This is a genomic window from Curtobacterium sp. MCLR17_051, assembly GCF_003234395.1.
In the GTDB taxonomy this organism is placed as follows: domain Bacteria; phylum Actinomycetota; class Actinomycetes; order Actinomycetales; family Microbacteriaceae; genus Curtobacterium; species Curtobacterium flaccumfaciens.
This window is the reverse complement of sequence record NZ_QKTA01000015.1, coordinates 18893-42436: the sequence shown is the minus strand read 5'-3', so window position 1 is coordinate 42436 and position 23544 is coordinate 18893. Positions and strand designations below refer to the sequence as shown.

Annotated in this window: 25 protein-coding genes; 7 read left to right on the top strand and 18 right to left on the bottom strand. The window is 72.1% G+C overall.

Annotation, left to right across the window (positions count from 1 at the left end; all coding sequences use genetic code 11):
- The first annotated feature begins 54 nt into the window (after positions 1-54).
- From DEJ06_RS12780 to DEJ06_RS12760, 5 genes are all read left to right on the top strand, one after another.
- Entirely contained in the window at positions 55-1323 is a 1269-nt protein-coding gene (locus tag DEJ06_RS12780; RefSeq protein ID WP_111039546.1) for a DUF1214 domain-containing protein, read from the top strand.
- A gap of 26 nt (positions 1324-1349) precedes the next feature.
- A complete protein-coding gene (locus tag DEJ06_RS12775; RefSeq protein ID WP_111039545.1) occupies positions 1350-2174 on the top strand; it encodes a mechanosensitive ion channel family protein in 825 nt (274 codons plus the stop codon).
- On the top strand, positions 2161-3222 hold the full coding sequence (locus DEJ06_RS12770) for an alpha/beta hydrolase (RefSeq protein ID WP_111039544.1): 1062 nt from the start codon (positions 2161-2163) through the stop codon (positions 3220-3222). Before DEJ06_RS12775 ends, DEJ06_RS12770 begins: the two co-directional genes overlap by 14 nt.
- Positions 3223-3440: 218 nt before the next feature.
- Entirely contained in the window at positions 3441-5897 is a 2457-nt protein-coding gene (locus tag DEJ06_RS12765) for a LuxR C-terminal-related transcriptional regulator (RefSeq protein WP_111039543.1), read from the top strand.
- A gap of 87 nt (positions 5898-5984) precedes the next feature.
- Entirely contained in the window at positions 5985-6185 is a 201-nt protein-coding gene (locus tag DEJ06_RS12760) for a hypothetical protein (RefSeq protein WP_128779853.1), read from the top strand.
- A gap of 16 nt (positions 6186-6201) precedes the next feature.
- Here DEJ06_RS12760 and DEJ06_RS12755 read toward each other — a convergent pair whose 3' ends face one another.
- The 9 genes from DEJ06_RS12755 to DEJ06_RS12715 all read right to left on the bottom strand — a co-directional run bounded on the left by DEJ06_RS12755 (position 6202) and on the right by DEJ06_RS12715 (position 13592).
- Positions 6202-7821 (bottom strand): SulP family inorganic anion transporter, encoded by a 1620-nt coding sequence (locus tag DEJ06_RS12755; protein WP_258372493.1) that lies wholly within the window; start codon positions 7819-7821, stop codon positions 6202-6204.
- Between the two features lie 17 nt (positions 7822-7838).
- Entirely contained in the window at positions 7839-8516 is a 678-nt protein-coding gene (locus DEJ06_RS12750; protein WP_258372492.1) for a GAP family protein, read from the bottom strand.
- Positions 8513-9586 carry an AI-2E family transporter gene (locus DEJ06_RS12745; protein WP_181436841.1) on the bottom strand — a complete coding sequence of 358 codons (1074 nt, stop codon included), beginning with the start codon at positions 9584-9586 and terminating at the stop codon, positions 8513-8515. The genes DEJ06_RS12750 and DEJ06_RS12745 overlap by 4 nt, the downstream gene beginning before the upstream one ends.
- Before the next feature lie 182 nt (positions 9587-9768).
- Entirely contained in the window at positions 9769-11064 is a 1296-nt protein-coding gene (locus DEJ06_RS12740) for a hypothetical protein (RefSeq protein WP_111039539.1), read from the bottom strand.
- 22 nt (positions 11065-11086) lie between these two features.
- Complete coding sequence (locus DEJ06_RS12735) at positions 11087-11806, bottom strand: GAP family protein (RefSeq protein ID WP_111039538.1); 720 nt, start codon at positions 11804-11806, stop codon at positions 11087-11089.
- 78 nt (positions 11807-11884) lie between these two features.
- Positions 11885-12379 (bottom strand): DUF1269 domain-containing protein, encoded by a 495-nt coding sequence (locus tag DEJ06_RS12730; protein ID WP_111039537.1) that lies wholly within the window; start codon positions 12377-12379, stop codon positions 11885-11887.
- A 41-nt stretch (positions 12380-12420) separates the two neighbouring features.
- Entirely contained in the window at positions 12421-12729 is a 309-nt protein-coding gene (locus DEJ06_RS12725; RefSeq protein WP_111039536.1) for an SHOCT domain-containing protein, read from the bottom strand.
- Between the two features lie 11 nt (positions 12730-12740).
- Positions 12741-13169: a DUF6325 family protein gene (locus DEJ06_RS12720; RefSeq protein ID WP_111039535.1), complete on the bottom strand. Its 429-nt coding sequence runs from the start codon at positions 13167-13169 to the stop codon at positions 12741-12743.
- A gap of 3 nt (positions 13170-13172) precedes the next feature.
- On the bottom strand, positions 13173-13592 hold the full coding sequence (locus DEJ06_RS12715; RefSeq protein WP_111039534.1) for a PLD nuclease N-terminal domain-containing protein: 420 nt from the start codon (positions 13590-13592) through the stop codon (positions 13173-13175).
- Between the two features lie 146 nt (positions 13593-13738).
- On the opposite strand from DEJ06_RS12715, the gene DEJ06_RS12710 reads away from it, so the two are divergent.
- Both DEJ06_RS12710 and DEJ06_RS12705 read left to right on the top strand, forming a co-directional pair.
- On the top strand, positions 13739-15115 hold the full coding sequence (locus tag DEJ06_RS12710) for a DUF1254 domain-containing protein (protein WP_111039533.1): 1377 nt from the start codon (positions 13739-13741) through the stop codon (positions 15113-15115).
- A gap of 13 nt (positions 15116-15128) precedes the next feature.
- The gene (locus DEJ06_RS12705; protein WP_111039532.1) at positions 15129-15800 is read left to right on the top strand and encodes a GAP family protein; all 672 of its coding nucleotides are present in this window, start codon (positions 15129-15131) and stop codon (positions 15798-15800) included.
- A 47-nt stretch (positions 15801-15847) separates the two neighbouring features.
- Here the strand turns inward: DEJ06_RS12705 and DEJ06_RS18335 are convergent, their stop codons facing one another.
- From DEJ06_RS18335 to fliG, 9 genes are all read right to left on the bottom strand, one after another.
- Positions 15848-16021 carry a hypothetical protein gene (locus tag DEJ06_RS18335; RefSeq protein WP_164941101.1) on the bottom strand — a complete coding sequence of 58 codons (174 nt, stop codon included), beginning with the start codon at positions 16019-16021 and terminating at the stop codon, positions 15848-15850.
- Between the two features lie 189 nt (positions 16022-16210).
- A complete protein-coding gene (locus tag DEJ06_RS12700; RefSeq protein ID WP_110863826.1) occupies positions 16211-17386 on the bottom strand; it encodes a flagellar hook protein FlgE in 1176 nt (391 codons plus the stop codon).
- A gap of 80 nt (positions 17387-17466) precedes the next feature.
- Positions 17467-17910: a flagellar hook assembly protein FlgD gene (locus tag DEJ06_RS12695; protein WP_071403921.1), complete on the bottom strand. Its 444-nt coding sequence runs from the start codon at positions 17908-17910 to the stop codon at positions 17467-17469.
- Positions 17911-17935: 25 nt separating this feature from the next.
- Positions 17936-19336, bottom strand: coding sequence for a flagellar hook-length control protein FliK (locus tag DEJ06_RS12690; RefSeq protein WP_111039531.1), 1401 nt, complete (start codon positions 19334-19336; stop codon positions 17936-17938).
- Positions 19333-20070, bottom strand: coding sequence for a C40 family peptidase (locus DEJ06_RS12685; RefSeq protein ID WP_111039530.1), 738 nt, complete (start codon positions 20068-20070; stop codon positions 19333-19335). Before DEJ06_RS12685 ends, DEJ06_RS12690 begins: the two co-directional genes overlap by 4 nt.
- On the bottom strand, positions 20067-20498 hold the full coding sequence (locus DEJ06_RS12680; RefSeq protein WP_071403924.1) for a flagellar FliJ family protein: 432 nt from the start codon (positions 20496-20498) through the stop codon (positions 20067-20069). Before DEJ06_RS12680 ends, DEJ06_RS12685 begins: the two co-directional genes overlap by 4 nt.
- Positions 20498-21841, bottom strand: coding sequence for a FliI/YscN family ATPase (locus tag DEJ06_RS12675; protein WP_111039529.1), 1344 nt, complete (start codon positions 21839-21841; stop codon positions 20498-20500). Before DEJ06_RS12675 ends, DEJ06_RS12680 begins: the two co-directional genes overlap by 1 nt.
- Positions 21838-22509: a hypothetical protein gene (locus DEJ06_RS12670; protein ID WP_111039528.1), complete on the bottom strand. Its 672-nt coding sequence runs from the start codon at positions 22507-22509 to the stop codon at positions 21838-21840. The genes DEJ06_RS12675 and DEJ06_RS12670 overlap by 4 nt, the downstream gene beginning before the upstream one ends.
- The gene (gene fliG / locus DEJ06_RS12665; RefSeq protein ID WP_071244891.1) at positions 22502-23542 is read right to left on the bottom strand and encodes a flagellar motor switch protein FliG; all 1041 of its coding nucleotides are present in this window, start codon (positions 23540-23542) and stop codon (positions 22502-22504) included. Before fliG ends, DEJ06_RS12670 begins: the two co-directional genes overlap by 8 nt.
- Between the last annotated feature and the right edge of the window lie 2 nt (positions 23543-23544).

Genomic DNA, 23544 nt, shown 5'->3' with positions numbered 1-23544 from the left:
ACGATCGTTGCCGGTACCCGCCGCACCGCGGGCGCCACGGACCGAGGGACGGACATGACCAGCGACGTCAGCACCACGACACCCACCGACCAGGACGTCGTCGACGCCTACCTCTACCTGTTCGGGCGCCTGCTCGTGGCCCGGCAGGAACACCACGACATCGAGGTGGAACGAGTCGGGTGGAACCGGATCAAGTACAACCCCGTCGGGTCCGCCGAGTTCGTGAACCCGAACCTCGACGTCGCGTACCTCGAGGCATGGATCGCGGTCGACCGAGACCACGCGGTGCTCCTCGAGGTGCCGGAGATCCACGGCCGGTACTTCACCGTGCAGGTCATGGACGTCTGGGGCGAGGTGATCGTCAACGTCAACGAACGGAACTTCCCGGACCACCCGTCCGGGACGGTGGCGTTCCGCCTCGCGGGCACCGACCCGATCATCGACGACAGTGCACTCGTCGTCGACCTGCCGGGCCCCAAGGCGAAGATCCTCGCGAGGGTCGAGCTGCAGGACACCCCGGACGAAGCCGTCGCGCTCCAACGACGCTTCAGGATCGACGCACCCGCGGGGATCGACATCGCACCGCCTCCGGCCGTCCCCGAGTTCACGAACGCCGAACTGCCCGGAGTCGAGGCGTTCCGCGTGGGCCCGGCCCTGCTCGAGACCGCGCCGGACGCGATGCCGGACGCCCCGCGGTACGTCGCGCTCGTCTCGGCGGTCGCGGACTTCGCCGCCTCGGGGCCGGACGCGGCGGAGCACGTCGACAGGGTGATCCGGACGCAGGCCTGGCCCGCGTTCCTCGCCGGCACCAAGGGCTTCGGGACGCAACGCAACGGCTGGTCCGTCGCGTTCGCCGCCGGCCGGTTCGGCAACGACGTGCTCGCCCGCGACATCGTCGACTACGGCGGACTCTGGGCGAACGTCGTGGACGAAGCCATCTACTACGTGGGGCAGCTCGGCGACGACGGCGCGCTGCTCGACGGCAGCAGGACGTACGAGGTCCGCTTCGCGCCCGGCGAGCCGGACGCCCTGGTGGACGCGTTCTGGTCACTGACGCTTTACTCGGTCCCCGACTACCGGGTGGTCCCGAACGACCTGGAGCGCTACGACGTGAACTCCGAGGCAACGTTCGTGCGCAACGACGACGGCAGCACGAGCATCTGGCTCGCGCCGGAGCGCCCGTCGGACGCCGGCGAACCGAACTGGCTCCCGACACCGGCCGGCCGCGGGTTCTCGCTCAACCTGCGCCTCTACGTGGCTCGGACGCCCGCGCTCGACGGCACGTGGTTCCCGCCGCCGATCGCAGCGGTCGACGCCCGCTGACCGGCTGACGACGGTCGGGCACTGTCGTGCAGGACCTCCTGAACACCCTGATCGAGCGCTCGTCGTTCGGCGTCTGGGACGTGGTCCTCGCAGCCGTGGTCCTCGTCGTCGGCTGGCTGGCCTCCGGGTGGGCACGGCGAGGGGTCGCGGCGGCATTGTCGAAGTGGAGCGGCCTCGGCCCCGGCCCCACCAACCTCATCGCCCGGCTCGTCCGGTACTCGATCCTCCTGCTCACGATCGGCATCGTGCTGACGGCGCTCGGGGCGCCGCTGCAGCCGGTGCTCGCCGCGGTCGTGATCGTGGGCGCCGTCGCGTTCCTCGCGCTCCGTGGGATCGCAGCCAACTTCGGTGCGGGCCTGGTGATCCAGGCGCGTCGACCGGTGCGCATTGGGGACGGGATCGAGGTCGAGGGGATCTCCGGTCGGATCATCGAGATGACCGGTCGCTCCGTGCTCCTCAGCGCGGCGGACGGCCGGACCGTCCGCCTGCCGAACACGATGTTGCTCGAGAACCCGCTGTGGAACGCCAGCGAGTCCGGCGCGGTCCGGAACGAGGTGCGCCTGCGGGTCCGCGAGCCGCCGGACGTCGAGGCGGTCACCACCACGGTGCTCGCCGCGGTCTCCGCGCTCGGCCACCGGTCGGAGCGCCCGCCCGAGGTCTTCGTGCACACCGTCACGCCGGCCTCGGTCGACGTCACCGTCCGCTTCTGGTCGCCCTGGGGTGCCCGAGAGCACGTCCGCTCGGCCGCCGTCCGGTCTGTCTCCGAAGCGCTCGCCGCCGCCGGGCTGGTGTCGTCGGTCTCGTCGGACCCGCCGCCCTCCGCGATCGCCGTGCGCGATGCGCTCGACTGACCACCAGCCGTCCCGGTCCGACACCGGGGCGCTCCCGAACTGGCGCCCGGACGTGCTCGGCCCCGACTACGAGGCATTCCGACTCGACCTCGAGCCGGACGCCGAGGGGCCGGTCGTCGCCACGCTGGTGCGGCGGACGTCGTCGCACCGACCACCGGGGGTCTGGTCCAGCGCACTGACCCGACGGAGCGACCGCCACCCGCTGGGCGGAGCCGACGTCCTGTACGTGCACGGCTGGTCCGACTACTTCTTCCAGCAGGAGCTCGCCGAACACCTCCAAGCGCTCGGCGCGCGGTTCCACGCGGTGGACCTCCGCAAGTACGGCCGCAGTCTGCTGACCGGGCAGACGCCCGGGTACACCGACGACCTGACGGTCTACGACACCGACCTGGAGGCGGCGCTCGCCCTGATGGGGCACGGTGCGTCCGACAGACCGAGGCGTCGTCTCCTGCTCCTCGGACACTCCACGGGCGGCCTCACCCTGGCACTGTGGGCAGCACGGCACCCGGGCCGCGCCCACGGGCTGGTCCTGAACAGTCCGTGGCTCGAGTTCCAGGCCAGCGCGCTCGGACGCGAGGTGCTCACACCGCTCGTCAAGCTCGGCGCCCGTCGGAACCCGCTCGCGCCGATGCCCGTCGTCGACCCCGGTCACTACACGCGCACGGTGTCGAGCGAGGCCGAGGGATCGTGGACGTACGACCAGCACTGGCGCCCGGTGCACGGTTTCCCGCTGCACCCGGGGTGGCTCGCGGCGGTGTTCGCCGGTCAGGACACCGTGGCGCGCGGGCTGCACCTCGACATTCCCGTGCTCGTGCTGCTCAGCACGCACAGCAACCTCGGCCCCCGGTGGTCGGACGCCATGACCCACTCCGACGTCGCCCTCAACGTGGACGCAGTGGCACACCGGTCGCTGTCGCTCGGGGACGACGTCACGGTGGTCCGGGTGCACCGCGCGCTCCACGACGTGATGCTCTCCGAGCCCGCCGTCCGCGATCGTGCGTACGTCGCGATCCGACGGTGGGCTCGGACGATCCCGCTGCACGGGTGAGCACCCCTCACCCTCTTCGGGTGATTGTCACGCGGCGTGACGATCTTCACTGCGCAAAACGGACCAGTGCGCCGTAGCGTGTCCACCACATCAGCCTTTTCAGGGGAAGGCCACACGTGCAGACCATCGGAGAGACCAGGACACCGCCGCGCACCAGGCTCCGGCCCGAGCCCGGCGGGTCCACCGCGCCACCGCAGCCGGCAGGGCACCAGGGGACGGTGCGGCGACCGCGACTGCTCGAACCGCTCCGGCAGTTCACGCGGACGGACCTGCGCCTGCTCACGCTCTGGGCGGTGGCCGGGGCTGGCAAGTCCACCGCGCTGGCGGATTGGGCGGCAGCGCTCGAATCGGACGGTGCCCGCGTGCGGTGGCTCACCGAAGCAGACCTGCTGCTCGACGCGGACGTGCCGCTCGACGGCGACGGAACCGTGGACTGGTGGTTCGTCGACGACGTGAACACCCTGTTCGGCGGGCAGTGCCCAGCACCACTCCGTCGACTACTGTCGATGGCGCGGGCCGACGCGCGGATCGTCGTTGCGGGGCGTTTCGAGCCAACGGGCTTCGGCTCGGTCGTCGACACGCTGGGCGGTCAGATGGTGGTGCCGCCCGCGGCACTGGCCTTCACCGTCGACGAGACCCTCGCCCTCGCGCTCCGCTTCGACCTCGTCCTGCCGGTGCAGGACGCTGAGACGCTGGCGCAGCGCACCGGCGGCTGGGCCGCCGGTGTCGTGTTGGCGATGCCGTTCCTGCTCACCCAGACGGACCGTGCCGCCGCGGTCGCCCGGTTCGGCGGTGACCACCACCAGGTGGCCGACTACCTGACGGTGCGGATCCTCGACACCCTCAGCGCAGCCGACCGCGCCGTCGTCATGCGCGCGGCAGTCGCGTCCGAGGTGCCGCTGGACCTCGCCGTGACGCTCACCGGCCGCAACGACGTCGGTGCAGTCCTGCAACGGCTGAGCGCCCGGCACCTCTTCGTCGAGGCTGCACCCGACGGCGACGGGTTCCGGATCCACCCGGTCCTCGCCGCGTACATGCGGGCCGAGTTCCGTCGCCGTGACGAGTGCAGCGCGGTGCGCAACCACGCGACGGCCGCCGAGTGGTACGAGCAACTCGGCGCCCACGACCTCGCGATGGAACAGGCGCTGCTCTCCCGCGATCCCCTGACCATCGCGACACAGGTCGAACGCTCCGGCAGCGTCCTCTTGATGCAGGGACGCACGACCCTCATCGGGACGGCGCTCAGCGCACTCCCCCTCGGACGGGACACGCTGCCGGTCGCGGCGATCCGGCTCGCGATGGACGCCCCGGCGTTCCCGGACCGCATCGGGGCCGAGGAGTGCCTCGCCCGGGCCGAGTCACTGTTGGCGACCGCCAGCGCGACGGAGGACCGGCGCTGGCGACCGGTGGTCCTGGCGCTCAGCACGTTCCTGATCACGGACGACGTCGCTGCCGGGGCCCGGCTGCGCGAGTTGGGCGAGTTCCTCCGCGGAACGCCGATCCCGTCCCTCGACACCGCCTTGGTCCTCCGCGCAGCGGTCGCCTGGTGCCTCATCGCGACGGGGCAGCGCGACGACGCCGAACAGCTGCTCCGGTCGGTGCAGGCAGCCGCCCTCCGCGCCGGCTACGGATGGCTCTACGTGATCGCGGTGGACGCGTCGGCCACCCTCGCGGTCCGTGCCGGCGACTGGCGGACGGCCAGTGCGCACGAGGAGCGGATGAACATCGTTCGGTTCGACACCACGCCGCCCTACAACCGGGCGACCGCACGCGCGATGCTGCTGACGACCATGCAGGCCTACGCGCGGTGCGAGCCGGTCTCCTTCGCTGCGCTGCACCGCATCGAAGCAGCAGACCCGACCGGCGCCGAGCTCGGGCTGCTGTTCCAGGTGCGGGTGGTGCTCTGCGTCGCGGCGATCGATGCGTCGGCGGCTCCCCGCGAGCCGCTCGCCCGACTCGTGCAGCTCGTCCGGACGGACGGGCGTGCCCACCCCCGGACGGTCGCAGCGGTCTCGACGCGCTTGCACTCCTGGTCGCAGACCCTGCACGGGCCGGCAGCGGCGGCGGACATCCGTCGTCTCGTCGCCGGGATCCTGGGCCCCGACTCACTCGAGGCGAACACGCTCCGGCTGCTCGCGGCCGGGCGCACCGACCACCTCGCATCGGCCGCGGTCGCCGAAGCCGTCGACGGCCGGGACGCAGCGTGGACCGGGGTCAGCGTCGTGCACGCCCATCTCGCCCTCGCCGCCCACGCGGAGCAGCAGGTCCGGCCCCTCGAGGTTGCGAACCGCGTCCGACGGGCACTGGACATCAGTGAGGAGTTCGGCTTCGCCCGGGAGTTCCTGGCGTCGCGGAACGCCGGAGCGGACCTCGTCCGCGCACTCCGTGGCTCGTTCGGCCCGCTCGAGGACTACGCGTCCCACATCACGTCGCTCGCCGCCACGGCCGCGGGCGACACGGGGACCGGCCAACAGCAGATGGCCGTGGCGCTGACCGCCAAGGAGCAGGAGCTGCTGCTCGAGTTGCCGGCCCACCAGACGATCGCCGAGATCGCCGCGAAGCACCACCTCAGCGTCAACACGATCAAGACGCACCTCCGGAGCGTCTACGCGAAGTTGTCCGCCTCCGGCCGTACCGAGGCCGTCACGGCGGCACGACTGCACGGGCTGCTCTGAGCGGCCGGTCCACGACGACTTCACCCGGTTCAGGGGACTCGCCGTCGGCTCCTCGGTGCGATGCTCGGCCTGGAGCAGGAGGTCGCCATGAGCCGATACGAAGTCCGGTTGCCCTACGCGTCGTCGCCGACGCTCGAGGCGGCGTTCCCCGAGTTCGAACTGGTCCAGGTGGCTCCGGCCCAGACCCTGCTGATCGGGACGCTCGAGGACCAGACCGCTCTGCACGCGCTGCTCGCCCGCATCGCCGAGCTGGGGCTCGAGATCGCCGAACTCCGCCAGGAACGGTGATCGGCCCAGGCGCCGGTCACCGTGACGTCAGCGCCTCGACCGCCGCCCGGTTGCTCGTGTAGACGGCGCTGTCACCGAGCAGGTCGAAGTGTTCGAGCTCCGCCCGCGTCGCCGAGCGGACGCGGCTGAACCCGACCGTGACGCCCTGTGCCCGCGCCCACTCGATGGCCTCGCCCGCAACGTCGGCCGCGGTGGTGTCGACCCCGGTGACCGCTTCGCAGTCGATGACGAGTGCGCGTGCCCCGTCGGCGAGTCCGGCGGTCACCGCCGAGTGCACGGCGGACGAGAACACCTGCGCGTTCCCGAAGAAGAGCGGCCCCGCGAACCGCAGGACGACCACACCGGGCGCCGTCGTCACGCGACCGTCCTCGGCCGCGCGGAACACGTCGACCGGCTCGCCGCTCGGCACGAGCACGTCGACCGGCGGGTTCGCCGCCGAACGGACCACGTTCACCAGCGAGAGGACGAACGCGATGAGCACGCCGATGATCGGACCGAGCAGGAGCACTGCTGCGAAGCAGACGGCGGCGACGACGAACTCGAAGCGCCGGAGCCGCCACAGCCGTGCGAACTCCGGGATCCCGAGCAACGGTGTGACGGCGACGGCGACGATCGCCCCGATGGCCGGCGACGGGATGTCCTGCAGCAGCGCGGTACCGAAGCAGACCACGAGCAGGGTGAGGACGGCCGCGACGACGGAGGGCAGCTGGGTCCTCGACCCGGATTGGTCCATCGCTGCGGTCCGCGACGCCGACGAGCCCACCGTGAAACCGCCGGTGAGTCCGGATCCCGCGTTCGCCGCGGCGAAGGCGAACAGGTCGCGGTTGGCGTCCTCGGCGTAGCTGTGCTGCTCGGCGTACCGACGTGCGACGAGCAGCCCCTCGGCCATCGCCAGGAGGGTGAGCGCGACGGCGCTCGGCACGAGCTGCAGCCACTGCTGCCAGGAGATCTGCGGCCAGGTGAAGGTCGGCGGGCCGGCTGGGACCTCCCCGAGGACCGCGACGCCGGCGTCGTCGAGGCGGAACAGCACGAGCACGACGGTGGTGACGACGAGCACCACCAGCGCCCACGGCACCGCACGGAAGCGGCGCCCGACCACCAGGACGAGGACCGACGCGACCGAGATGCACACGGACCAGACGTTCAGGTGTCCCAGACCGCTGACGAGTTCGCCCAGCCGGGGGATGAACTCGTCGCCGCTGTCGACCTTGACACCGAGCATCTTCGCGACCTGGCTGAGCAGGATGTCGAGCGCGAGGCCGCCGACGAACCCCACCAGGATCGGCGCCGACAGGAAGTTCGCCAGGAACCCGAGCTTCAGCACCGCGCACGCCGCGAACACGACCGCACCGATCAGTGCCTGCGCGAGGGCGAACTGCAGGTAGGAACCGCTGCCGGCCACCGCCAGCCCGGCCAGGGACGACCCGACCAACGCCGCCGCTGCCGCGTCGGGCGAGGCGACGAGCTGCCGGGACGATGCGAGGAGGGCGAAGAGGACGCCCGGCACGATCAGTGCGTAGAGGCCGGCGGTGGGTGGCAGACCCGCGATCTGCGCGTACCCGATGTTCAACGGGATGGCGATCGCCGCGAGGGTGATGCCCGCCAGGGCTTCGGTCCGCCAGGAGCGACGGGTCACGCCCGGGAGGATCCGCATCAGAACGCCCCGATCCCCTTGCCGACCGTCGTCACGCCGATCACGAGCAGCAGGACGGCCATGATCGTCGCGTTGTTGACGGTGAGCCAGTCGCGGAGGTTCCCGAGCGGACCCGCGACCCGGTCCCCCGCCACCAGGAAGCCGAGGACCGGGACCCCGATGCTGAGCGAGGCGATCACGACGAACACGACCACCGACCACACGACGGTGCCGCCGGCGGCAGCGCTCGTCCCCACGGTGACGCCCGCCGCCACGGCCATCATGAGGTTCTTCGGGTTGACCGCCGCGAGCAGGAACGCCAGGCCGGCGGCCTTGGCCGGGGTGATCGTGTCGATCGCCGTCATCCACTTCGGCGGCGCCGGGGTCGTCCCGTGCTGCGGTCGACCGCGCCACTGGTGGACGGCGAGCAGCAGCAGCAGCACGCCCAGCACGATCTTGACGATGCCGGCCACGGGCTTCGACGCGTCGGGGTCCGCCGCCGGGATCGACGAGGACAGCAGGGTCACGACGACGACCGCGACGGCGATGCCGGCGACCCACCCGACCAGGAACGCGGGTGCGACGGTGCGTGCACGCGGCGAGAGGAGCATGAGGATCGCCGCGATGATCGGGATCGGACTGATGGCGATGGTGACTGCCTGCGGCAGCATCTCGCCGAAGAGGGACGCGAAGTTCACGGTGTGCTCCTGTCTGGGTGGTGGGACGTGCTCCGCTCGCGCCGACGGCGCTCCCGTGACGTCGGCGGTGACAGACCGGCGACGTCGCCGAGCGCCGGCCGGATCCACCGGGCGTCCGGGTTCGCGTCGACGAGCAGCGCCCGCACCAGGAGCGTCAGCGGGATCGCCAGCACGGCGCCGAGCGGGCCGAGGACCGCGGACCAGAACACGACCGACAGGAACGCGATCGTCTGGTTGAGCGACACCGCAGAGCCGACGATGTGGGGCTGCAGGCCGGACTGGATGACTCCGTTGATCACGGCGTAGATGACGATGACGGCGACGGCGCTCCCCCACCCGTTCGCGAGGAGCGCGAGCACGACCGGCGGGATGATGCCGATCCAGTACCCGATGTTCGGGATGAACCCGGTGATGAAGGCGAGCAGCCCCCAGAGCGCGGCGCCGGGGACCTGCAGCACGACCAGTGCCAGGGCGTCGAGGGCGGCCACGGCGGCACCGAGCACCGCCGTGACGACCATGTACTTCCGCACACTCGCGGTGAACGACGCGAGCGCGTCGACGAGCTGCGGTCGTCCGGGACGGACGCGGTCGGCGATCAGTCGCCCGTACCCGGCGTCGAGCGTCATGAAGACGATCAGCGCGAGCACCACGAGGAGGCCCACGCCGAGGCTGAACACGCTGCCCACGACACCCGACACGGCACCGACGACCTTCCCGGGGTCGAGTCCTGCGAGGAGCGCCTGGACCTGCTCCTGCCCGATGCCGAGGGACGTCAGCCAGTCGCCGAGCTGCTCCTCGAAGGCGTGGATCTGGGCTGCGTACTGCGGGAACAACGTGGCGAACTGGGCCACGGAGAGCACGAGGGCGGCCGAGAAGCCCACGAGCAGCACCAGGATCACGACGATCACGACGGCGGAGGCGAGGCTGCGGGCGAACCCCAGCCGTTCGAGGAACACCCGGGCGGGCTGCACGCAGATCGTCACGACGAGCGCGAGCACGGTCGGGGCGATGATCCCCGAGAACCGTGCGCAGCCGACGGCGACGACGACCGCGGCGGCGAGACCCAGCATGATCCGCAACCCCCGGTCCGGGGTGGATCCCTGCTCCCCTCCAGTCACAGGTGTGGACCCGGAGGTCAGCCCCGGTGTCGGTGTCGGTGACGGTGACGGCGTCGGCTGAGCGTGGTGCTTCCAGAACGGCATCGTGCCCTCTCCCTGCTGCCGGGATGCGCTGCGCACCACCACGTCGGACGCTAGTGAGCGGACGAGGGCGCGGGATCGTCCGTTCCGGGTGAGACCCCGGTGCGCGGCGCCGAGGGTCGCCCGACGAGTTCGGTGGCGGCGACGACGACGAGCGCGGCCGCTGCGGTCGCGACCAGTGTCCGGATGACGACGCGTCCCCGCCAGACCAGCACGCCGACCCGCCCCGTCGTCAGACCACGTCGTTCTGCGGCGGCACGCAGCGATCCCGCGGCGCGGACGAACCACCCGCGCACCGTCCGCGCGGACGACGACGAGCCCGCGTACCACGCGACGAGTGCGACGGAGAGGGCGAGGACCGTTCCGGCGACGGCGGCGCTCGCGACGAAGGCGACCACGCTGTCGTAGATCGTCCGAGCGGCGTTCCTGGGCATCAGGTCAGGGGCGAGGGCGTGGACGGTCAGCACCCGCCTGACCCCGACGGCGACCAGGGTCACGATCATCGTCACGGCGACGCCGACCGCTGCGAGCGTGAGCGCGCGTGCTCGTCGGGTTGCCGTGACGACGCCGAGTCCGATGGTGGCGACCAGGATCCACGGCAGCCACCCGGCCACGATCTGCACCACCGCGAACGCTGTCTGCGCCCGCACCGCGGCGTCCGAGGTCGCGATCACGAGAGTCCGGTCGACGCTCGGGATCCGCGCCGCGAACGTGAGCCCGCGCTCGATCAGTCGACTCTTCACCTCGGCGACGACCGGACCGAGCTGGATGCCGATCGCGCCGTCTCCACCGATGGAAACGGCGGCGTCCCGGTCTCCTCGCAGGGAGGCGACCATCTGGGTGTGCCCGGTCCGCAGGAGGCGGTCCCAGAGCTCGGCGAACTGCTCGGACGCCACGAACCGGTCGACGGTGCTGGTGATCAGTCCCTCGATGCCGGCGGTCGCAGGCGCCTGCAGCGCGCCCAGCGCGTCCTTCGCGCGTGGTGGGAGGTCGAGCTGGGCGATCCCGTCGAAGACCGTTCCGGTGAGCTGCGACACGTCGAGTCGCTCGTTGATCACCGCGACCGTCCTCGATGCGACGAGGGCCTGCACCGAGCCGTCGCGAGCGAGCGGGGCGAACGTCTCCACGAAGGCCTCGGTCGAGGACGCTTCGCGCTCGGCCCAGACGGCGACCACCGTCACGGGGGCGAGCAGCGCGCCGATGACGATCAGCGCGGCAGCGGGGACGGCCCGTCGCCAGCGCCGTCGTGGTCCAGGGTGGGTCGACGTTCCGTCGCGGGCAGCCAACCGAGCACGGAGTGCGGCGTTCTCAGCGCGGAGGGTCGTGAGTTCGTCGGCGGTGCTGGTCATGGATGCGCCCTTCGACGTGGCGTCACGGGATGAGCGCTGCGAGGGCCTTCTGCAGCTGCAGCGCACCGATGACGAGGATGAGGAGACCGTTCAGGACGCTGGTGTGCCCGGCGATCCAGGTCCGGAGTCCTTCGAGGACCGGCGCGGCCGCGGCGCCACGGACCGCGACGAAGCACACCGGGACGGCGATCGGTGCCACGCCGACGACGACGAACCCGACGGCGACCGCTGCACCGGCAGCCGTGCCCACCGGTGCACTCGCGATGTCGAGCCCGGCGATGATCGCGCACGAGGCGTCGACCGGATTGAGGACGAACAGTCCGAAGCCGAGCGCGAACGACCGTCCCGGGGTGAACTCGCTGACCCGTTGCAACCAGCCGGGGAGCTGTGGAGCAGCGGCAGCGATCTGCTCAGGAGTCGAGGCGGCGGCCATCTTCCGCAGGTCCTTGCCGCCGCGACGGAACACCCACACGGCGGTCAGCAGGAGGACGAGCGCGATCACGAGCCGGACCAGGGCGAGCCAGGACGACGTGTCCGTCCGTGGGTGGAAGTCGACCGCGGTGAACACCGCGACCGACACCCCGACCCCGACGATCACACCCAGCAGCCAGCCGGCGGAGTAGGCGATGCCGTTGGCACGGTTCCGCCGGGACAGCAGCTCCGCGACGAGGGCCATGATCGCCAGCGGGCTCAGGAGGATGCCGAGTGCCGGGGCGGTGAGGCTGGCGATGAGTGCGCCCATGGCCCGGACCCTTCCGTCGTCGGAGGAGATGGTGACGCGCCACCCGTCCAGGACCGGCGGCGCGTCACCGGAGGGAGCTCAGCGAGCACCCGTCATGTCGTGCGCGAGTTCGTGTTCGTCGGCCTCGGACAGCGACGTCTGCACGACCGTGCCGCCGAACCGGGAGAGCGCCTCGCCGAACTTGTCCTCGGTGATCTTGGTCGCGTAGACCACGACCGCGGACCGCCCGTCCGCGACCGCGGACTTCACGCGGTCGCGGAACTCCGCGTTCAGGCCGGTCTTGTCCAGGCCGGCGAAGAGGGCGCCGAGCGCCCCGCCGATGACCAGGCCGAAGAACGGCACGAAGAACAGCAGGCCCAGGAGCGTGCCGAAGAGCGCTCCCCCGGCTGCGCCGGCGCCAACGTTCCCGACCGGTCCCGGGGTCTCGACGTGTGTCTTGCCCTTGTCGTCGACGTGCACGAGTGCGAGGCCGGCGAGTTCGACCACGAGGTCGTCCTGCAACTGCTGGATCTCGTCGTACGCGGCGGTGGCTCGGGCGTCGTCGTCGAACGAGATGACGATGAGGTCTGCCATGGTGTTCCTTCCGTTGGGTGGTTCGGTGGTGTCGGTCGTGGTCAGCCGGCGAGGAGCCGCTGTTTCGCGGCTGCGAACTCCGCGTCGTCGAGCAGCCCCTGCTGGTGCATCTGGCCGAGCCGTTCCAGCTCGCGCAGCAGGTCCCCGCCGTCGTCCCGCGGTGCCGGGGGTGTCGGTGGGACGGGAACGGTCTGTTCGGCGTCCCAGGCGTCGGCAGCTGCACGCTCCTGCGCGGCTGCCTGCTGGTGGGTGCGGATCGCGCCGCCCACCGCGCCGGCGGTACCGGCCACGACCGCGGTGCGAGCGGCGAGGCCGAGGAGTCCGGGTCGACCGAAACGTCTGAACAACATGGTCGTCTCTCCTAGCCGATGTGTGCCGTGGCGGCGAGTTCGTTGAGCTCCGGTGCCGGGATGCGCGCGCTCCAGAGCAGCTGCCCACCGCTCGCGGCGAACCGTTCGGCGAGGGCTTTCTCCCAGACGTGCTCGACGACGACGATCGCCGCCGAGGTCCCGGGTGCCAACGAGTCGGCGATCTCGTCCACGTCGTCGTTGGCGGCGAGACCACGAGCCTCGAGCACGATCGGTCCGGCGAGCCCGGGGTCCGTGACGTCGTCGATCTCGCGCACCCGGACGGAGCCGTCAGGAGCGCGACTGATCAGCAGGATGTCGAGGAGCCGCAGGGTGTCCGTCGCGATCAGGTCGGTGAGCGCCCCGAGGACGGCACGGTCCGGCAGGTCGCCGTCGTGGAGGACCACGAAGGCTTCGGCGGGACCGTAGGTGAACGTGCGCACCGCTCACACCGCCCCGGCGGTCGCGGACGTGCGCGTCGTGCTGAGGGCGTGTGCCTTGATGCTCGCGAACTCGCTCGACGTGATCGTCCCCGCGTCGAGCAGTGCCTGGGCCTTCGCGATCTCGTCAGCCGGTGACGTCCCGGCGACCTGCCGGATGTACCCCTCGGCAGCCTGCTGGTCCTGGTGCGCCGCTCGAGCACTCCGCTCGGCCATGCCCCGGCCGCGCGCGATGAGGTAGACGAACACCGTCAGGAACGGGACGAACACGAGGAACAGCACCCACACGGCCTTCCACCACCCGCTCAGCTCGCGGTCCCGGAACAGGTCGGCGATGACCGAGAAGAGCGCCATGAGCGCCGCGACGAACGTGAATGCCAAGAATGCGTACCAGACGATCGCCCAGAACGTGGTCCAGAAGTCCATGGTCGGTTCCCTCCGCGGTTGATGGGAGCAGGTCTACCCGGCCGGCCGGGCCCGCAGGACCACCCCAACGGGGTGATCCGGTCGGCGGGTCTGGCTCACCCACCCCGGGTGATGCCGTGCACGGCGGAGACGACGACGATCCGGGGATGACCACTGACGTCTCGCCCACGGCCGCCGACATCCCGCCCCGCGAGGACCTCGCAGGGATCTTCGACGAACTCGACCACCAGCTTGCGTGCCAGGCGTACCTCTGGGCGCTGCCGATCGTGTCCTACGCCCAGTGGCGGACACAGCACCGCGACGTCTTCGGCGCGACCGACCACGACCTCGTCCGCTACCTCACCTACCAGGACCGGCTCGGCTTGATCACCGCGAACGCGACGACGCCGTACATCCTGAACTTCTTCGACCTGTCCGCGACCGGCCCGCTGGTGATCGAGCTCCCACCCGGCCCGACTGCCGGCGGGATCTCCGACTTCTGGCAACGGGAGGTCGCGGTGCTGGGTGAGATGGGAGCGGACTCCGGTCGAGGCGGGACGACCCTCGTGGTCGGACCGGGCCAGGACGTCCCCGACCACCCGTCGGACTGGACGGTCGTCGAGAGCACCGGTGTGAACGTGATGTTCGGCTTCCGGACCCTCGACCCCGACCCGGATCGGAGCGCGTCCCTCGCCGAGGCGGTGCGCGTCCATCCGCTCGCGGTGCACGCGGATCCACCGACCACGCGGCTGGTCTCCCCCGGTGGCCGGCGATGGTCGGGTGACCAGCCACGCGGCATCGCCTACTGGGAACGGTTGCACGAGATCTACCAGACCGAGGTCGTCGACGAACGCGACCGGTTCTTCCTCGCCGTGCTGCGCCAGCTCGGCATCGAACCCGGCACGCCGTTCGCGCCCGACGACCGGCTGCGGCGCATCCTCGAGCGGGCAACCGTCAACGGCGAGCGGATGGCGCAGGCGAACACCTTCGCCAAGCGGTTCCCGGGAGCGAAGTACTGGCCGGACCGGCAGTGGGACACCGCGGTCGTCCTGACCAACTCGTCCCAGCGCGGGCCCTGGTACGACGAGCTGCTCGAGCGGGCTTCCTGGTTCTACGAAGCGGTGAGCTTCTCGGCTGCGATGAAGAGCACGGTCCCGGGCAAGGGCCAGGCCTACCTCGGCGCGTACGTCGACGCGGACGGTGCCTGGCTCGACGGGGGCGTCGACTACACGCTCACCGTTCCTGCCGACGTGCCCGCCGCCCTCTTCTGGTCGGTCACCGTCTACGACGTCGCCACACGGTGCCTCATCGACAACGAGCAGCAGCGCGGTGACCGGGGCAGTCGCGACGACGACCTCGTGACCGAACCGGACGGCTCCGTCGTGCTGCACTTCGGGCCGACCGAACCCGCCGCAGGAGCCAGCAACTGGGTGCAGACCATCCCCGGGCGGCACTGGTTCTCGTACCTGCGGTTCTACGGCCCCCTCGAGCCCTACTTCGACCGCACCTGGAAGGCCGGGGACGTCACCAGGACGACCTCGTGATCGGTGTCGACGCATGCTCGCGACGATCGGACAGATGCTGCCCCTCGTCATCGCGGGTGCCCTGAGCTCCGTCCCCGTCATCGGCGTGCTCACGCTGCTCCTGGGTGGGCGCGGCGCCGGTCCCGCCGTGCTCTACACCGCGGGGTACACCTCGGGCGTCTTCGTCGTCACCGTCGTCATGACCGCCGTGTTCGGATCGGTGGTGGTGCCGGCGCTGCACGTCCGGGCGGCGCCGCTGCTCGGCGCACTGGAGATGCTCCTCGGCGCCGTGTCGGCAGCCGCGGGCGTCGTGCTGCTCCGCCGACCTGCGGGACCGGGCGGGACCGGAGCGACGAGCCGACTCACCCGGTTGCTCGCGACCGTGCGACCGGCCGTCGCGTTCGCCGTCGGCGCCCTGCTCGCGTTCCGGCCGAAGGCGTTGCTCCTCGCCGGCGGTCTCGGGATCGTCCTCGGGTCCGCGCACGTGCCATCCGTGCCGGCGGTGGTGCTGCTCGGCGGCGCCGCCCTCGTCACCACGAGCACGGTGAGCGGCCCCGTCGTGTTCGCACTCGTCCGAGCCGAACAGGCGCGCGCCGGCCTCGAGGCGGTCCGCGCCTGGATGGCCCGCAACGCCAGGACGGTCACCGTGGTCGTCCTCGTGCTGATCGGGACCGTGTTCTTCGGGAACGGGCTCGGACGCCTCTGACGAACGGGAGCGCGCCGTTCCAGCCCGGGGCCACCGGCCCGGTTCGCTCAGACGTCCGAGAGCCCCCGCCCGGTCAGCGCGTCGTTCCAGCTCGTGCGGCCGCCGGGAGCACGCGACTCGTGCACGCCGTCGTGGCCGCGTGGTCGATCACACCGCCAGCGGTCGAAGACGCTGCAGCATCGGTGGTCGGACTGGTGGTCGGTGTCGTGGTTCTCGCGCATCGCACCGATGAGACGTCACGACGCAGCGTTTCGTCACGAACGGTCGCCGAACTCCCTGCACCACGAACGATGGTGAGCAGGAACGGTCGAGTCCCCCTTCAGCACCCGACCATTCCTGCTCACCAAGCGACCGCGACGCGACGCGAGACGCGAGCGCAGCGACGCCCGCGACGCGAGCAGCCCCCGCGCCTAGCGCTTCAGGTTCGTGAGCTCCTGCAGCACCTCGTCCGAGGTGGTGATGATGCGGGCGTTCGCCTGGAACCCGCGCTGCGCCACGATCAGGTTCGTGAACTCCTGCGACAGGTCGACGTTCGACATCTCGAGCGTCCCCGCAGCGAGCGAACCGACGCCCGCCGAGCCGGGGCCGCCGACCGTCGCCCCGCCCGAGTTCGCCGTGGCGCGGTAGCCCGACGCCCCGGTCTTCTCGAGGCCGGCCGGGTTGGCGAACGTTGCCAGCGCGATGCGGCCGAGCGCGAGTGACGCACCGTTCGAGAACGTGCCGGTGACGGTGCCGTCCTTCGAGATCGAGTAGCCCTGCAGCGCGCCGGCCTCGCGGCCGTTCTGCGAGCCGATCGCCGCGGTGTTGAGCGAGGCGAAGCCGGTCAGGTCGCCCATGTCGACGCGGATGCCCCCGACGGCGAGGGTACCGCCGGCGGTCAGCTTGCCGTCGGTGCCGAAGGTCAGCGAGGTCGTCGCCGTGGTGCCCTGGCCGTTGCGCCCGGTGACGTCCCAGCCGTCGGCGGTGCGCGTGTAGGCGAGGGACATCGTGTGCTTGGCACCCGAGGCGTCGTACACGGTGGCCTCGCGGGTGATGGTCTGGCCGACGGCGGTCTCGGACGGCAGGTTGCCGGCGACGGTGGCGGCGGTGGTGCGGACCGCCGGGGCCGCTGCTTCGAGCGGCAGCGTGATGTCGGACAGCTGGCCGTTCTCGTTGACGACGCCGTTCGTGGCCGGGTAGCCCTGCACGATCTTGCCGTCGGCGGTGACCAGGCGGCCGTTGGCGTCGAAGTCGAACGCCCCGGCACGGGTGTAGACGGTGTCGTTGCCCAGGCGGGTGACGAAGAACCCGTCGCCCGAGATCATCAGGTCGGTGGCCTTGCCGGTGGCCTGCGCCGAGCCCTGCGAGAAGTTCGTGGAGACGCCGGCGACCTGCACGCCGAGGCCGATCTGGGCGGGGTTCGTGCCGCCGATGCCGGTCTGCGGTCCGCCGGCACCCTGGGTCATCTGCGACAGGGTGTCCTGGAACACGGTGGTCGACGACTTGAAGCCGACGGTGTTCACGTTGGCGATGTTGTTGCCGGTGACGTCGAGCATCTGCTGGTGGGAGCGGAGGCCGGAGATCCCGGAGTAGAGCGAGCGGAGCATGGTGCGTCCTTTCGGAGAGGCAGGAAGAGCGAGGAAGTACGAGGAAGAGCGAGGACGAACGAGGAAAGAACGAGCGGGCGTCAGGACGCCGGAGCGGTGGTGGTGATGCCGGAGATCACGTCGAGAGCGACCTCCTTCCCGTTCACGGTGACCGTGGGCACGCTGTTCGCGTACGACACGGCCGAGGCGGTCCCGGTGACGGACTTGCCCGAGTCGGCGTCGGTGTAGCTGACCTGCTTGCCGACGAGGTTCGCTGCGGCGATGCGCATCTGGAGCGAGAAGTTCTCGTTCCCCGTCGTGGTCTGGTTGGTGATCTGCTCCATCATCGCGAGCTGCGTCTGCTGGCCGATCATCTGGTTGGTGTCCATCGGCGACGACGGATCCTGGTTGCGCAGCTGCGTGACGAGCAGCTTCATGAAGACCTCGGAGTCCATCGTCTGGGACTTCTGGGCGGTGGAGTTCGCGGCGAGGGCCGCGGCCTGCGCGGTCGGGTCGACGCTGCCGGTGATGCCGTCGATGGGCATGGTGCGTTCCTGTTCGTGAGCCGGATCAGGCGAGGACGTCGAGTCCCGCGGTGCGGATGGAGGGCGTGTGGGTGGTGGGCTGCGGACGCGGGGTGACCCGCGCCTCCAGGCCGGGGTCGCCAGGCAGCGCACGCGCGGCCGGGCGCTCGTCGGACCCCGGCGCGTCCTGCGGCTGGTTCTGCGACGACAGGTCGAGCGTGGTGCTCACACCGGTGCCGGCGGCGTCGCGCCGCAGGTCCGGCAGGACCTGGCGGACGGCCTCGCGGCCGGCGTCCGACGCGGCGAACAGCTCGACGTGCATGCCGTGGGCGGTGACGTGCGCGCGGACCGTGACCGGGCCGAGGCTGTCCGGCACGACCTGCACCGTGACGACGTGCTCGCCGGGGCCGGCCTGTGCGAGCGAGAACACCGGTCGCGCCAGCTGCTGGGCGAGCGGTGCCGGGGCCGGCGCGGTCGCCGCGGCGGGCGCGGCGGTCGGCGTCGTCGACATGACGAACGGCGTCTCACCACCGCGGCTGGGGGCGACGGCCGGGAGGCCCGGATCACCCGGCGTCGACGCCTGCTGCTCCGTCCCGTGGCCGGCTCGGGAGCCGGTGCCGGCTGCCGGGGCGGCGGCCGCCACGACCGGCGCCTGAGCAGGGGTCACGGTGGCGGTGTCGCCGTCGGCGGTGCGGGAGGCGGCGGGGGCCGCGATCGCGGGAGCGGCGGTCGGGGCGGTGGTCGCCGGGTCGCTCGTGGCCCTGGTCGTCGACGCAGCGGTCGTCGCGGGGGTGGCGTCGGCGACGGTCGTCGCGGCAGCGGCCGGAGACGCGGTGCCGGCGGGTGTCACGGCGGGGGTCGTCGCGGCGGTGGTCGCCGTGCCCGTCGTCGCTGCGGCAGCGGTTCCCGGTGCCGCGCCCGATGCCGGTACCTGCTGCGGGGTCGCCGTTGTGGGAGCGGTGGTCGGCGCCGGGGTCGACGGGACCGGCGTCGAGGGGTCCCCCTCCACCGACGGCGGTGTCGTGGTCGTGGTGTTGGTCGTTCCGGCGGTCGCCGCTGCTGCCACGACGGCGTGTGGGCCGTCGGCGGAGGTCTCGGCGGCGCGGCTGGCCGGAGCGATCGGTGCGGCCACGGCCACGAGTCCGGCGGCGAGCAGCGCCTGCGCGTCGACGGGCGCTGCGTCGCTCGGCACCGCCTGGTCCGACGCGGACGTGGCCGCAGACGTGGACGGCGTAACGGCGGTGCCCGGCGTCGCAGCCGAGCCGTCCGCCGTGCGGCCATCGGTGTCGTCCCGCCCAGCACCACCATCGCCGGGGCGCCGCTCGGTCGCGACGGCGGCGGTCAGTGCCACACCGAAGGACCCGGCAGCCGCGGGGTCGGACGATGCACCCCGGGTGGGCCCGGGTGTGGTGGGCACGGACGGCTGGGTGGCGATGGTCAGGCTCATGCGGCGCTCCCGGACTGCATCATGGACAGCAGCGCGGCGGTCTGCAGGTCGGTCGCGGAACGCGCAGCCGAGGCGGTCGGCGCAGCGACGGCCGCCGGGGCCGCCTGGGCGGGGACGATCCGGCGGATGGTCGCGATGTCGGCGTCGGAGTACCAGTTGTCGACGATCCGGACGTCCTTGCCGGGGCGCGGCGCGTGCAGCACCTTGCCGTCGCCGACGTAGATGACGACGTGGCCCTCGCCCTTCGGGATGATCAGGTCGCCGGGCTGCGCGTCCTTCAGGGAGCCGACCTCGACGCCCATCTTCGCCTGGTCCGGCACGACCCGGGGCATCGTGACCCCGAGGTCCTTGAAGACCGTCTGCACCAGGCCCGAGCAGTCCATGCCCGCGGTCGTCTCCCCGCCGAACACGTACGGGACGCCGAGGTACTTCTTCGCGTCGGCCACGACGTCGGCCCCGGTGGCACCGCTGCCGGTGGCGAGGGTGCCGGCGCCGGCGTCGACCGAGGTCACCGGGGCACGAGTGGCCGTCGGGGTCGCTGCGGCGGTCGCACCGGCAGCGCTCGCGGCGCCGGTCGTGCCGTCGGCGGTGGCGAGGGCGTCGGCGAAGGCCGAGGACCCCGCGGCACCGCTGGTGGCGGACGCGCTCGGGGCAGCCGTGGCCGTCCCGCCGCGCAGCGTGTCGATCTGGGACCGGATCTCCGAGATCCGGGAGAGCACCGCTTCGACGCTCATCGGGCACCACCTTCCGTGCGGCGTCGTGCCGCGATCTCGTCGAGTGCGTTCTGTTCGGTCCGGAGTTCCTCGGCCGCCTGCTGCTCGGTGTGCTTGCCCTCGAGCTTCTCGAGGCCGACGGCGGCACGACGGGCGGCGGTGTAGTCCTGCTGCGCCCGGTCGGCGTCGGCACGGCGGTTCTGCACCACGGCGTCGAGCTCCTCGAGCATCCCGCGGGTCGCGGCACGGGCTGCGGCGACGGCGCTCAGGGTGGCGGCGTCCTGGATGGGCTGGGCGTCCTCGCTGTCGGCCAGGCTGCGGCGTGCGGCGATCCGGGCGTCGGCGGCGTCGCGGACGCGCTCGTTCGCCGTGGCCAGTGTGGCGGCGGCACGGTCCTGTTCGGTGTGACGCAGGCGCAGGAGTCCGGCGAGCGGGAAACGGCGGGCCATCAGGACACCCCCAGCTGCTGCACGAGGCCGCCGAGGCGCTGCCAGGACGCGTCGGCCGTGGCCCGCTCGTCCATGCCCTGGCGCAGGAACGCGTCGATCGATCCCTGGTGGTCGACGGCGGCGTCCACGAGCGGGTTCGACCCGCGCTGGTACGCACCGACGTCGAGCAGGTCCTGGGCCCCGGCTCGGGCGGCCATCACCTTCCGCAGCACGGTGGCGGCGGCACGCTGCTCGGGTCGGGTGACCTTCGAGGCGACGCGGGACACCGAGCCGAGGGCGTCGACCGACGGGAAGTGCCCGGTGATCGCGAGCTTGCGGTCGAGCACGACGTGGCCGTCCAGGATGCTGCGGGCGGCGTCGGCGATCGGCTCGTTGTGGTCGTCGCCGTCGACGAGCACGGTGTACATGCCCGTGATGCTGCCGACGCGGTCGGTCCCGGCGCGCTCGAGCAGTCCGGCGAGCACCGAGAACGTCGACGGCGGGTAGCCCCGGGTGGCCGGCGGTTCCCCCACCGACAGGCCGATCTCACGCTGCGCCATCGCGACGCGGGTGAGCGAGTCCATCATGAGCACGACGTCCTGCCCGGCATCGCGGAACGACTCGGCGATGCGGGTGGCGACGAACGCGGCACGCAGGCGCATGAGCGCCGGCTCGTCGGAGGTCGACACCACGACGATCGAGCGGGCGAGCCCCTCGGGTCCCAGGTCGTCCTCCAGGAACTCGCGCACCTCACGGCCGCGCTCCCCCACCAGGGCGATGACGTTGACGGCCGCGTCGCTCCCGCGCGCGATCATCGACAGCAGCGACGACTTGCCCACGCCGGACCCGGCGAACAGGCCCATGCGCTGCCCGCGGCCGACGGTGGTCAGGGTGTCGAGCACGCGGACGCCGAGCTGCATCGGGGTGTCGATGCGGGTCCGGGCCATCGCGCTCGGGGTGTCGTGGTCGAGCGGGACCCAGGTGACCGGTCCGCCGCCGGGGCCCTCGAGCGGCCCGCGGTCGTCGATCGGTCGGCCGAGTCCGTCGAGCACGCGGCCGAACAGACCGGATCCGGTCGGCACGAGCACCGGGCGGCCGGTCGGACGCGCCGGGGTGCCCGCGGTCACGCCGGTCAGGCGGCCGAGCGGCATGCAGCGGACGCCCGAGGCATCGGTGGCGACGACCTCGACCGCGGTCTGCTCGCCGTCCTCGGCGCCGACCGTGACGACCTCACCGACGCGGGCGTCGAGTCCGGCGATCGTCAGCCCCAGGCCGACGGCGCTCGTGACGACACCGACCCGCTGGGGTGCGGCCCGCAGCAGCGCCTCGTCGAGGCCGCGCGGACGGAGCAGGGTGGCGGTCACCGGTCGGCTCCCGTCGCGTCGACACCGAGGGCGGTGCGGGCGCGGTCGAGCGCCGTGGCGATGCGCGCGTCGAGCATGCCGTCCGGCAGGTCGACGACGGCGTCGCCGTCGCGCAGGGCGCCGTCGGCGACGACCGGCACCGGCAGGTCGAGGCCGGCGACGCGCGCGGCGTCCGCCGGGCTGAGCCGGACGGCCACCGGGACCGTGCGGTCGACGGACGCGAGTGCCCGCCGGACGGTGGCCTCGGCGCCGGACGCGATCCGGGCCTCCCGGCTGCCCGGTCCGTCCGGACCGACGACGGTCGCGTCGTGTGCGGGCCTGGAGGCGCGGACCACGTTGCCGACGATCGCCTCGGCCAGGTCGACTGCCGCACTCGCGACCGACGCCTCGGCGTCCGCCAGGACGGGTGCGACCGTGGACAGCATGGCGTTCGTGGCGGCGTCGAGGACCGCGATCCGGCGGGCCGTGTCGGCCTGCAGCGCGGTGATCCGCGCGGCGTGCTCGGCCTCGAGCCGGGCGCGCAGGGCGTCGGTCTCGGCCTGCGCGGCCCGCAGGCCGGCGGTGTACCCGGCCGCGTGCCCGCGGACGTCCGCGCTCGACGCACGCTCGCGTCCGGCGGGGTCGGCGAGCACCGGGAAGGCGACGCGGTGCACGACGGTGTCAGTCAACGAGCTCGTCCTCCTCGGCGCGGTGCACGGTGACGACGCCCTGGGCCTCGAGCTCGCGCACGGAGCGGACGACCTCGGCGCGGGCTTCCTCGACCTGCGAGACGCGGACCGGGCCCATGGCCTGCAGTTCGTCGTCGAGCAGTTCGCGGTTGCGCTCGGACACGTTCGCGCGGATGGTTTCGACGACGGGTCCGGCTGCGCCCTTCATGGCGGTCGCGAGGATCTTCGAGTCGATGCCGCGCAGCACCTGCTGGATGTCGCGGGACTCGAGCTTCACGATGTCCTCGAAGGTGAGCATGCGGGAGCGGATGTCCTCGGCGAGCTCCGGGTCCCGGGCTTCGAGTCCCTCGAGCACGGCCTTCTCGGTCGCGACGTCCGAGCGGTTGATGATGTCGACCAGGGGCGCGATGCCCCCGACGACCTCGACGCTCTCGCGCGGCGACACGACGGCCCCGGCGCGCTGGCGCAGCACACCGGCGACGATTCCGACGGCCTCGGGGGTCGCGCTGCCCATGGTGGCGAAGGCCTGGGCGACGTCGGTCCGGACACGCTCGTCGATCCCGGCGAGCACGGCACTGGCCTGCCCGGGGCCCAGGTGGGCGAGCACGAGGGCGATCGTCTGCGGCAGCTCGCCTTCGAGCAGGGAGATGACCTGGCCGGGTTCGGCGTCGTCGAGGAAGTCGAACGACTGGCCGGCGAGGTTCGAGGCCAGACGGTCCATCACGCCGGCGGCCCGCTCGGCGCCGAACGACGCCTCGAGCAGCCCGAGGGCGGTCTCCTTGCCACCGCGCTTCTGCAGCCGGCCGCTCATCGTGATCCGGTGGAACTCCGACAGCGTCTGGTCGACGACGGTGTCCTCGACGCGGCGCATCCGGACGATCTCGGCGGAGATCTCCTCGGCCTCCATCTCGGTGAACTGCTTCATCACCTCGGCGGCGCGGTCGGTCTCCATCTGCATGAGGATGAGCGCGACCTTCTGCGCACCGGTCAGGGCACGGTCACTCGGACCGGAACCGCCGCCGGGGCTCGGCATCA

Coding starts and splice junctions, on each gene's coding strand:
- DEJ06_RS12780 (WP_111039546.1), top strand. CDS start 55: ATGACCAGCGACGTCAGCACCACGACACCCACCGACCAGGACGTCGTC.
- DEJ06_RS12770 (WP_111039544.1), top strand. CDS start 2,161: ATGCGCTCGACTGACCACCAGCCGTCCCGGTCCGACACCGGGGCGCTC.
- DEJ06_RS12760 (WP_128779853.1), top strand. CDS start 5,985: ATGAGCCGATACGAAGTCCGGTTGCCCTACGCGTCGTCGCCGACGCTC.
- DEJ06_RS12745 (WP_181436841.1), bottom strand. CDS start 9,586: ATGCTGGGTCTCGCCGCCGCGGTCGTCGTCGCCGTCGGCTGCGCACGG.
- DEJ06_RS12740 (WP_111039539.1), bottom strand. CDS start 11,064: ATGACCAGCACCGCCGACGAACTCACGACCCTCCGCGCTGAGAACGCC.
- DEJ06_RS12735 (WP_111039538.1), bottom strand. CDS start 11,806: ATGGGCGCACTCATCGCCAGCCTCACCGCCCCGGCACTCGGCATCCTC.
- DEJ06_RS12730 (WP_111039537.1), bottom strand. CDS start 12,379: ATGGCAGACCTCATCGTCATCTCGTTCGACGACGACGCCCGAGCCACC.
- DEJ06_RS12725 (WP_111039536.1), bottom strand. CDS start 12,729: ATGTTGTTCAGACGTTTCGGTCGACCCGGACTCCTCGGCCTCGCCGCT.
- DEJ06_RS12715 (WP_111039534.1), bottom strand. CDS start 13,592: ATGGACTTCTGGACCACGTTCTGGGCGATCGTCTGGTACGCATTCTTG.
- DEJ06_RS12710 (WP_111039533.1), top strand. CDS start 13,739: ATGACCACTGACGTCTCGCCCACGGCCGCCGACATCCCGCCCCGCGAG.
- DEJ06_RS12705 (WP_111039532.1), top strand. CDS start 15,129: ATGCTCGCGACGATCGGACAGATGCTGCCCCTCGTCATCGCGGGTGCC.
- DEJ06_RS18335 (WP_164941101.1), bottom strand. CDS start 16,021: ATGCGCGAGAACCACGACACCGACCACCAGTCCGACCACCGATGCTGC.
- DEJ06_RS12700 (WP_110863826.1), bottom strand. CDS start 17,386: ATGCTCCGCTCGCTCTACTCCGGGATCTCCGGCCTCCGCTCCCACCAG.
- DEJ06_RS12695 (WP_071403921.1), bottom strand. CDS start 17,910: ATGCCCATCGACGGCATCACCGGCAGCGTCGACCCGACCGCGCAGGCC.
- DEJ06_RS12690 (WP_111039531.1), bottom strand. CDS start 19,336: ATGAGCCTGACCATCGCCACCCAGCCGTCCGTGCCCACCACACCCGGG.
- DEJ06_RS12685 (WP_111039530.1), bottom strand. CDS start 20,070: ATGAGCGTCGAAGCGGTGCTCTCCCGGATCTCGGAGATCCGGTCCCAG.
- DEJ06_RS12680 (WP_071403924.1), bottom strand. CDS start 20,498: ATGGCCCGCCGTTTCCCGCTCGCCGGACTCCTGCGCCTGCGTCACACC.
- fliG (WP_071244891.1), bottom strand. CDS start 23,542: ATGCCGAGCCCCGGCGGCGGTTCCGGTCCGAGTGACCGTGCCCTGACC.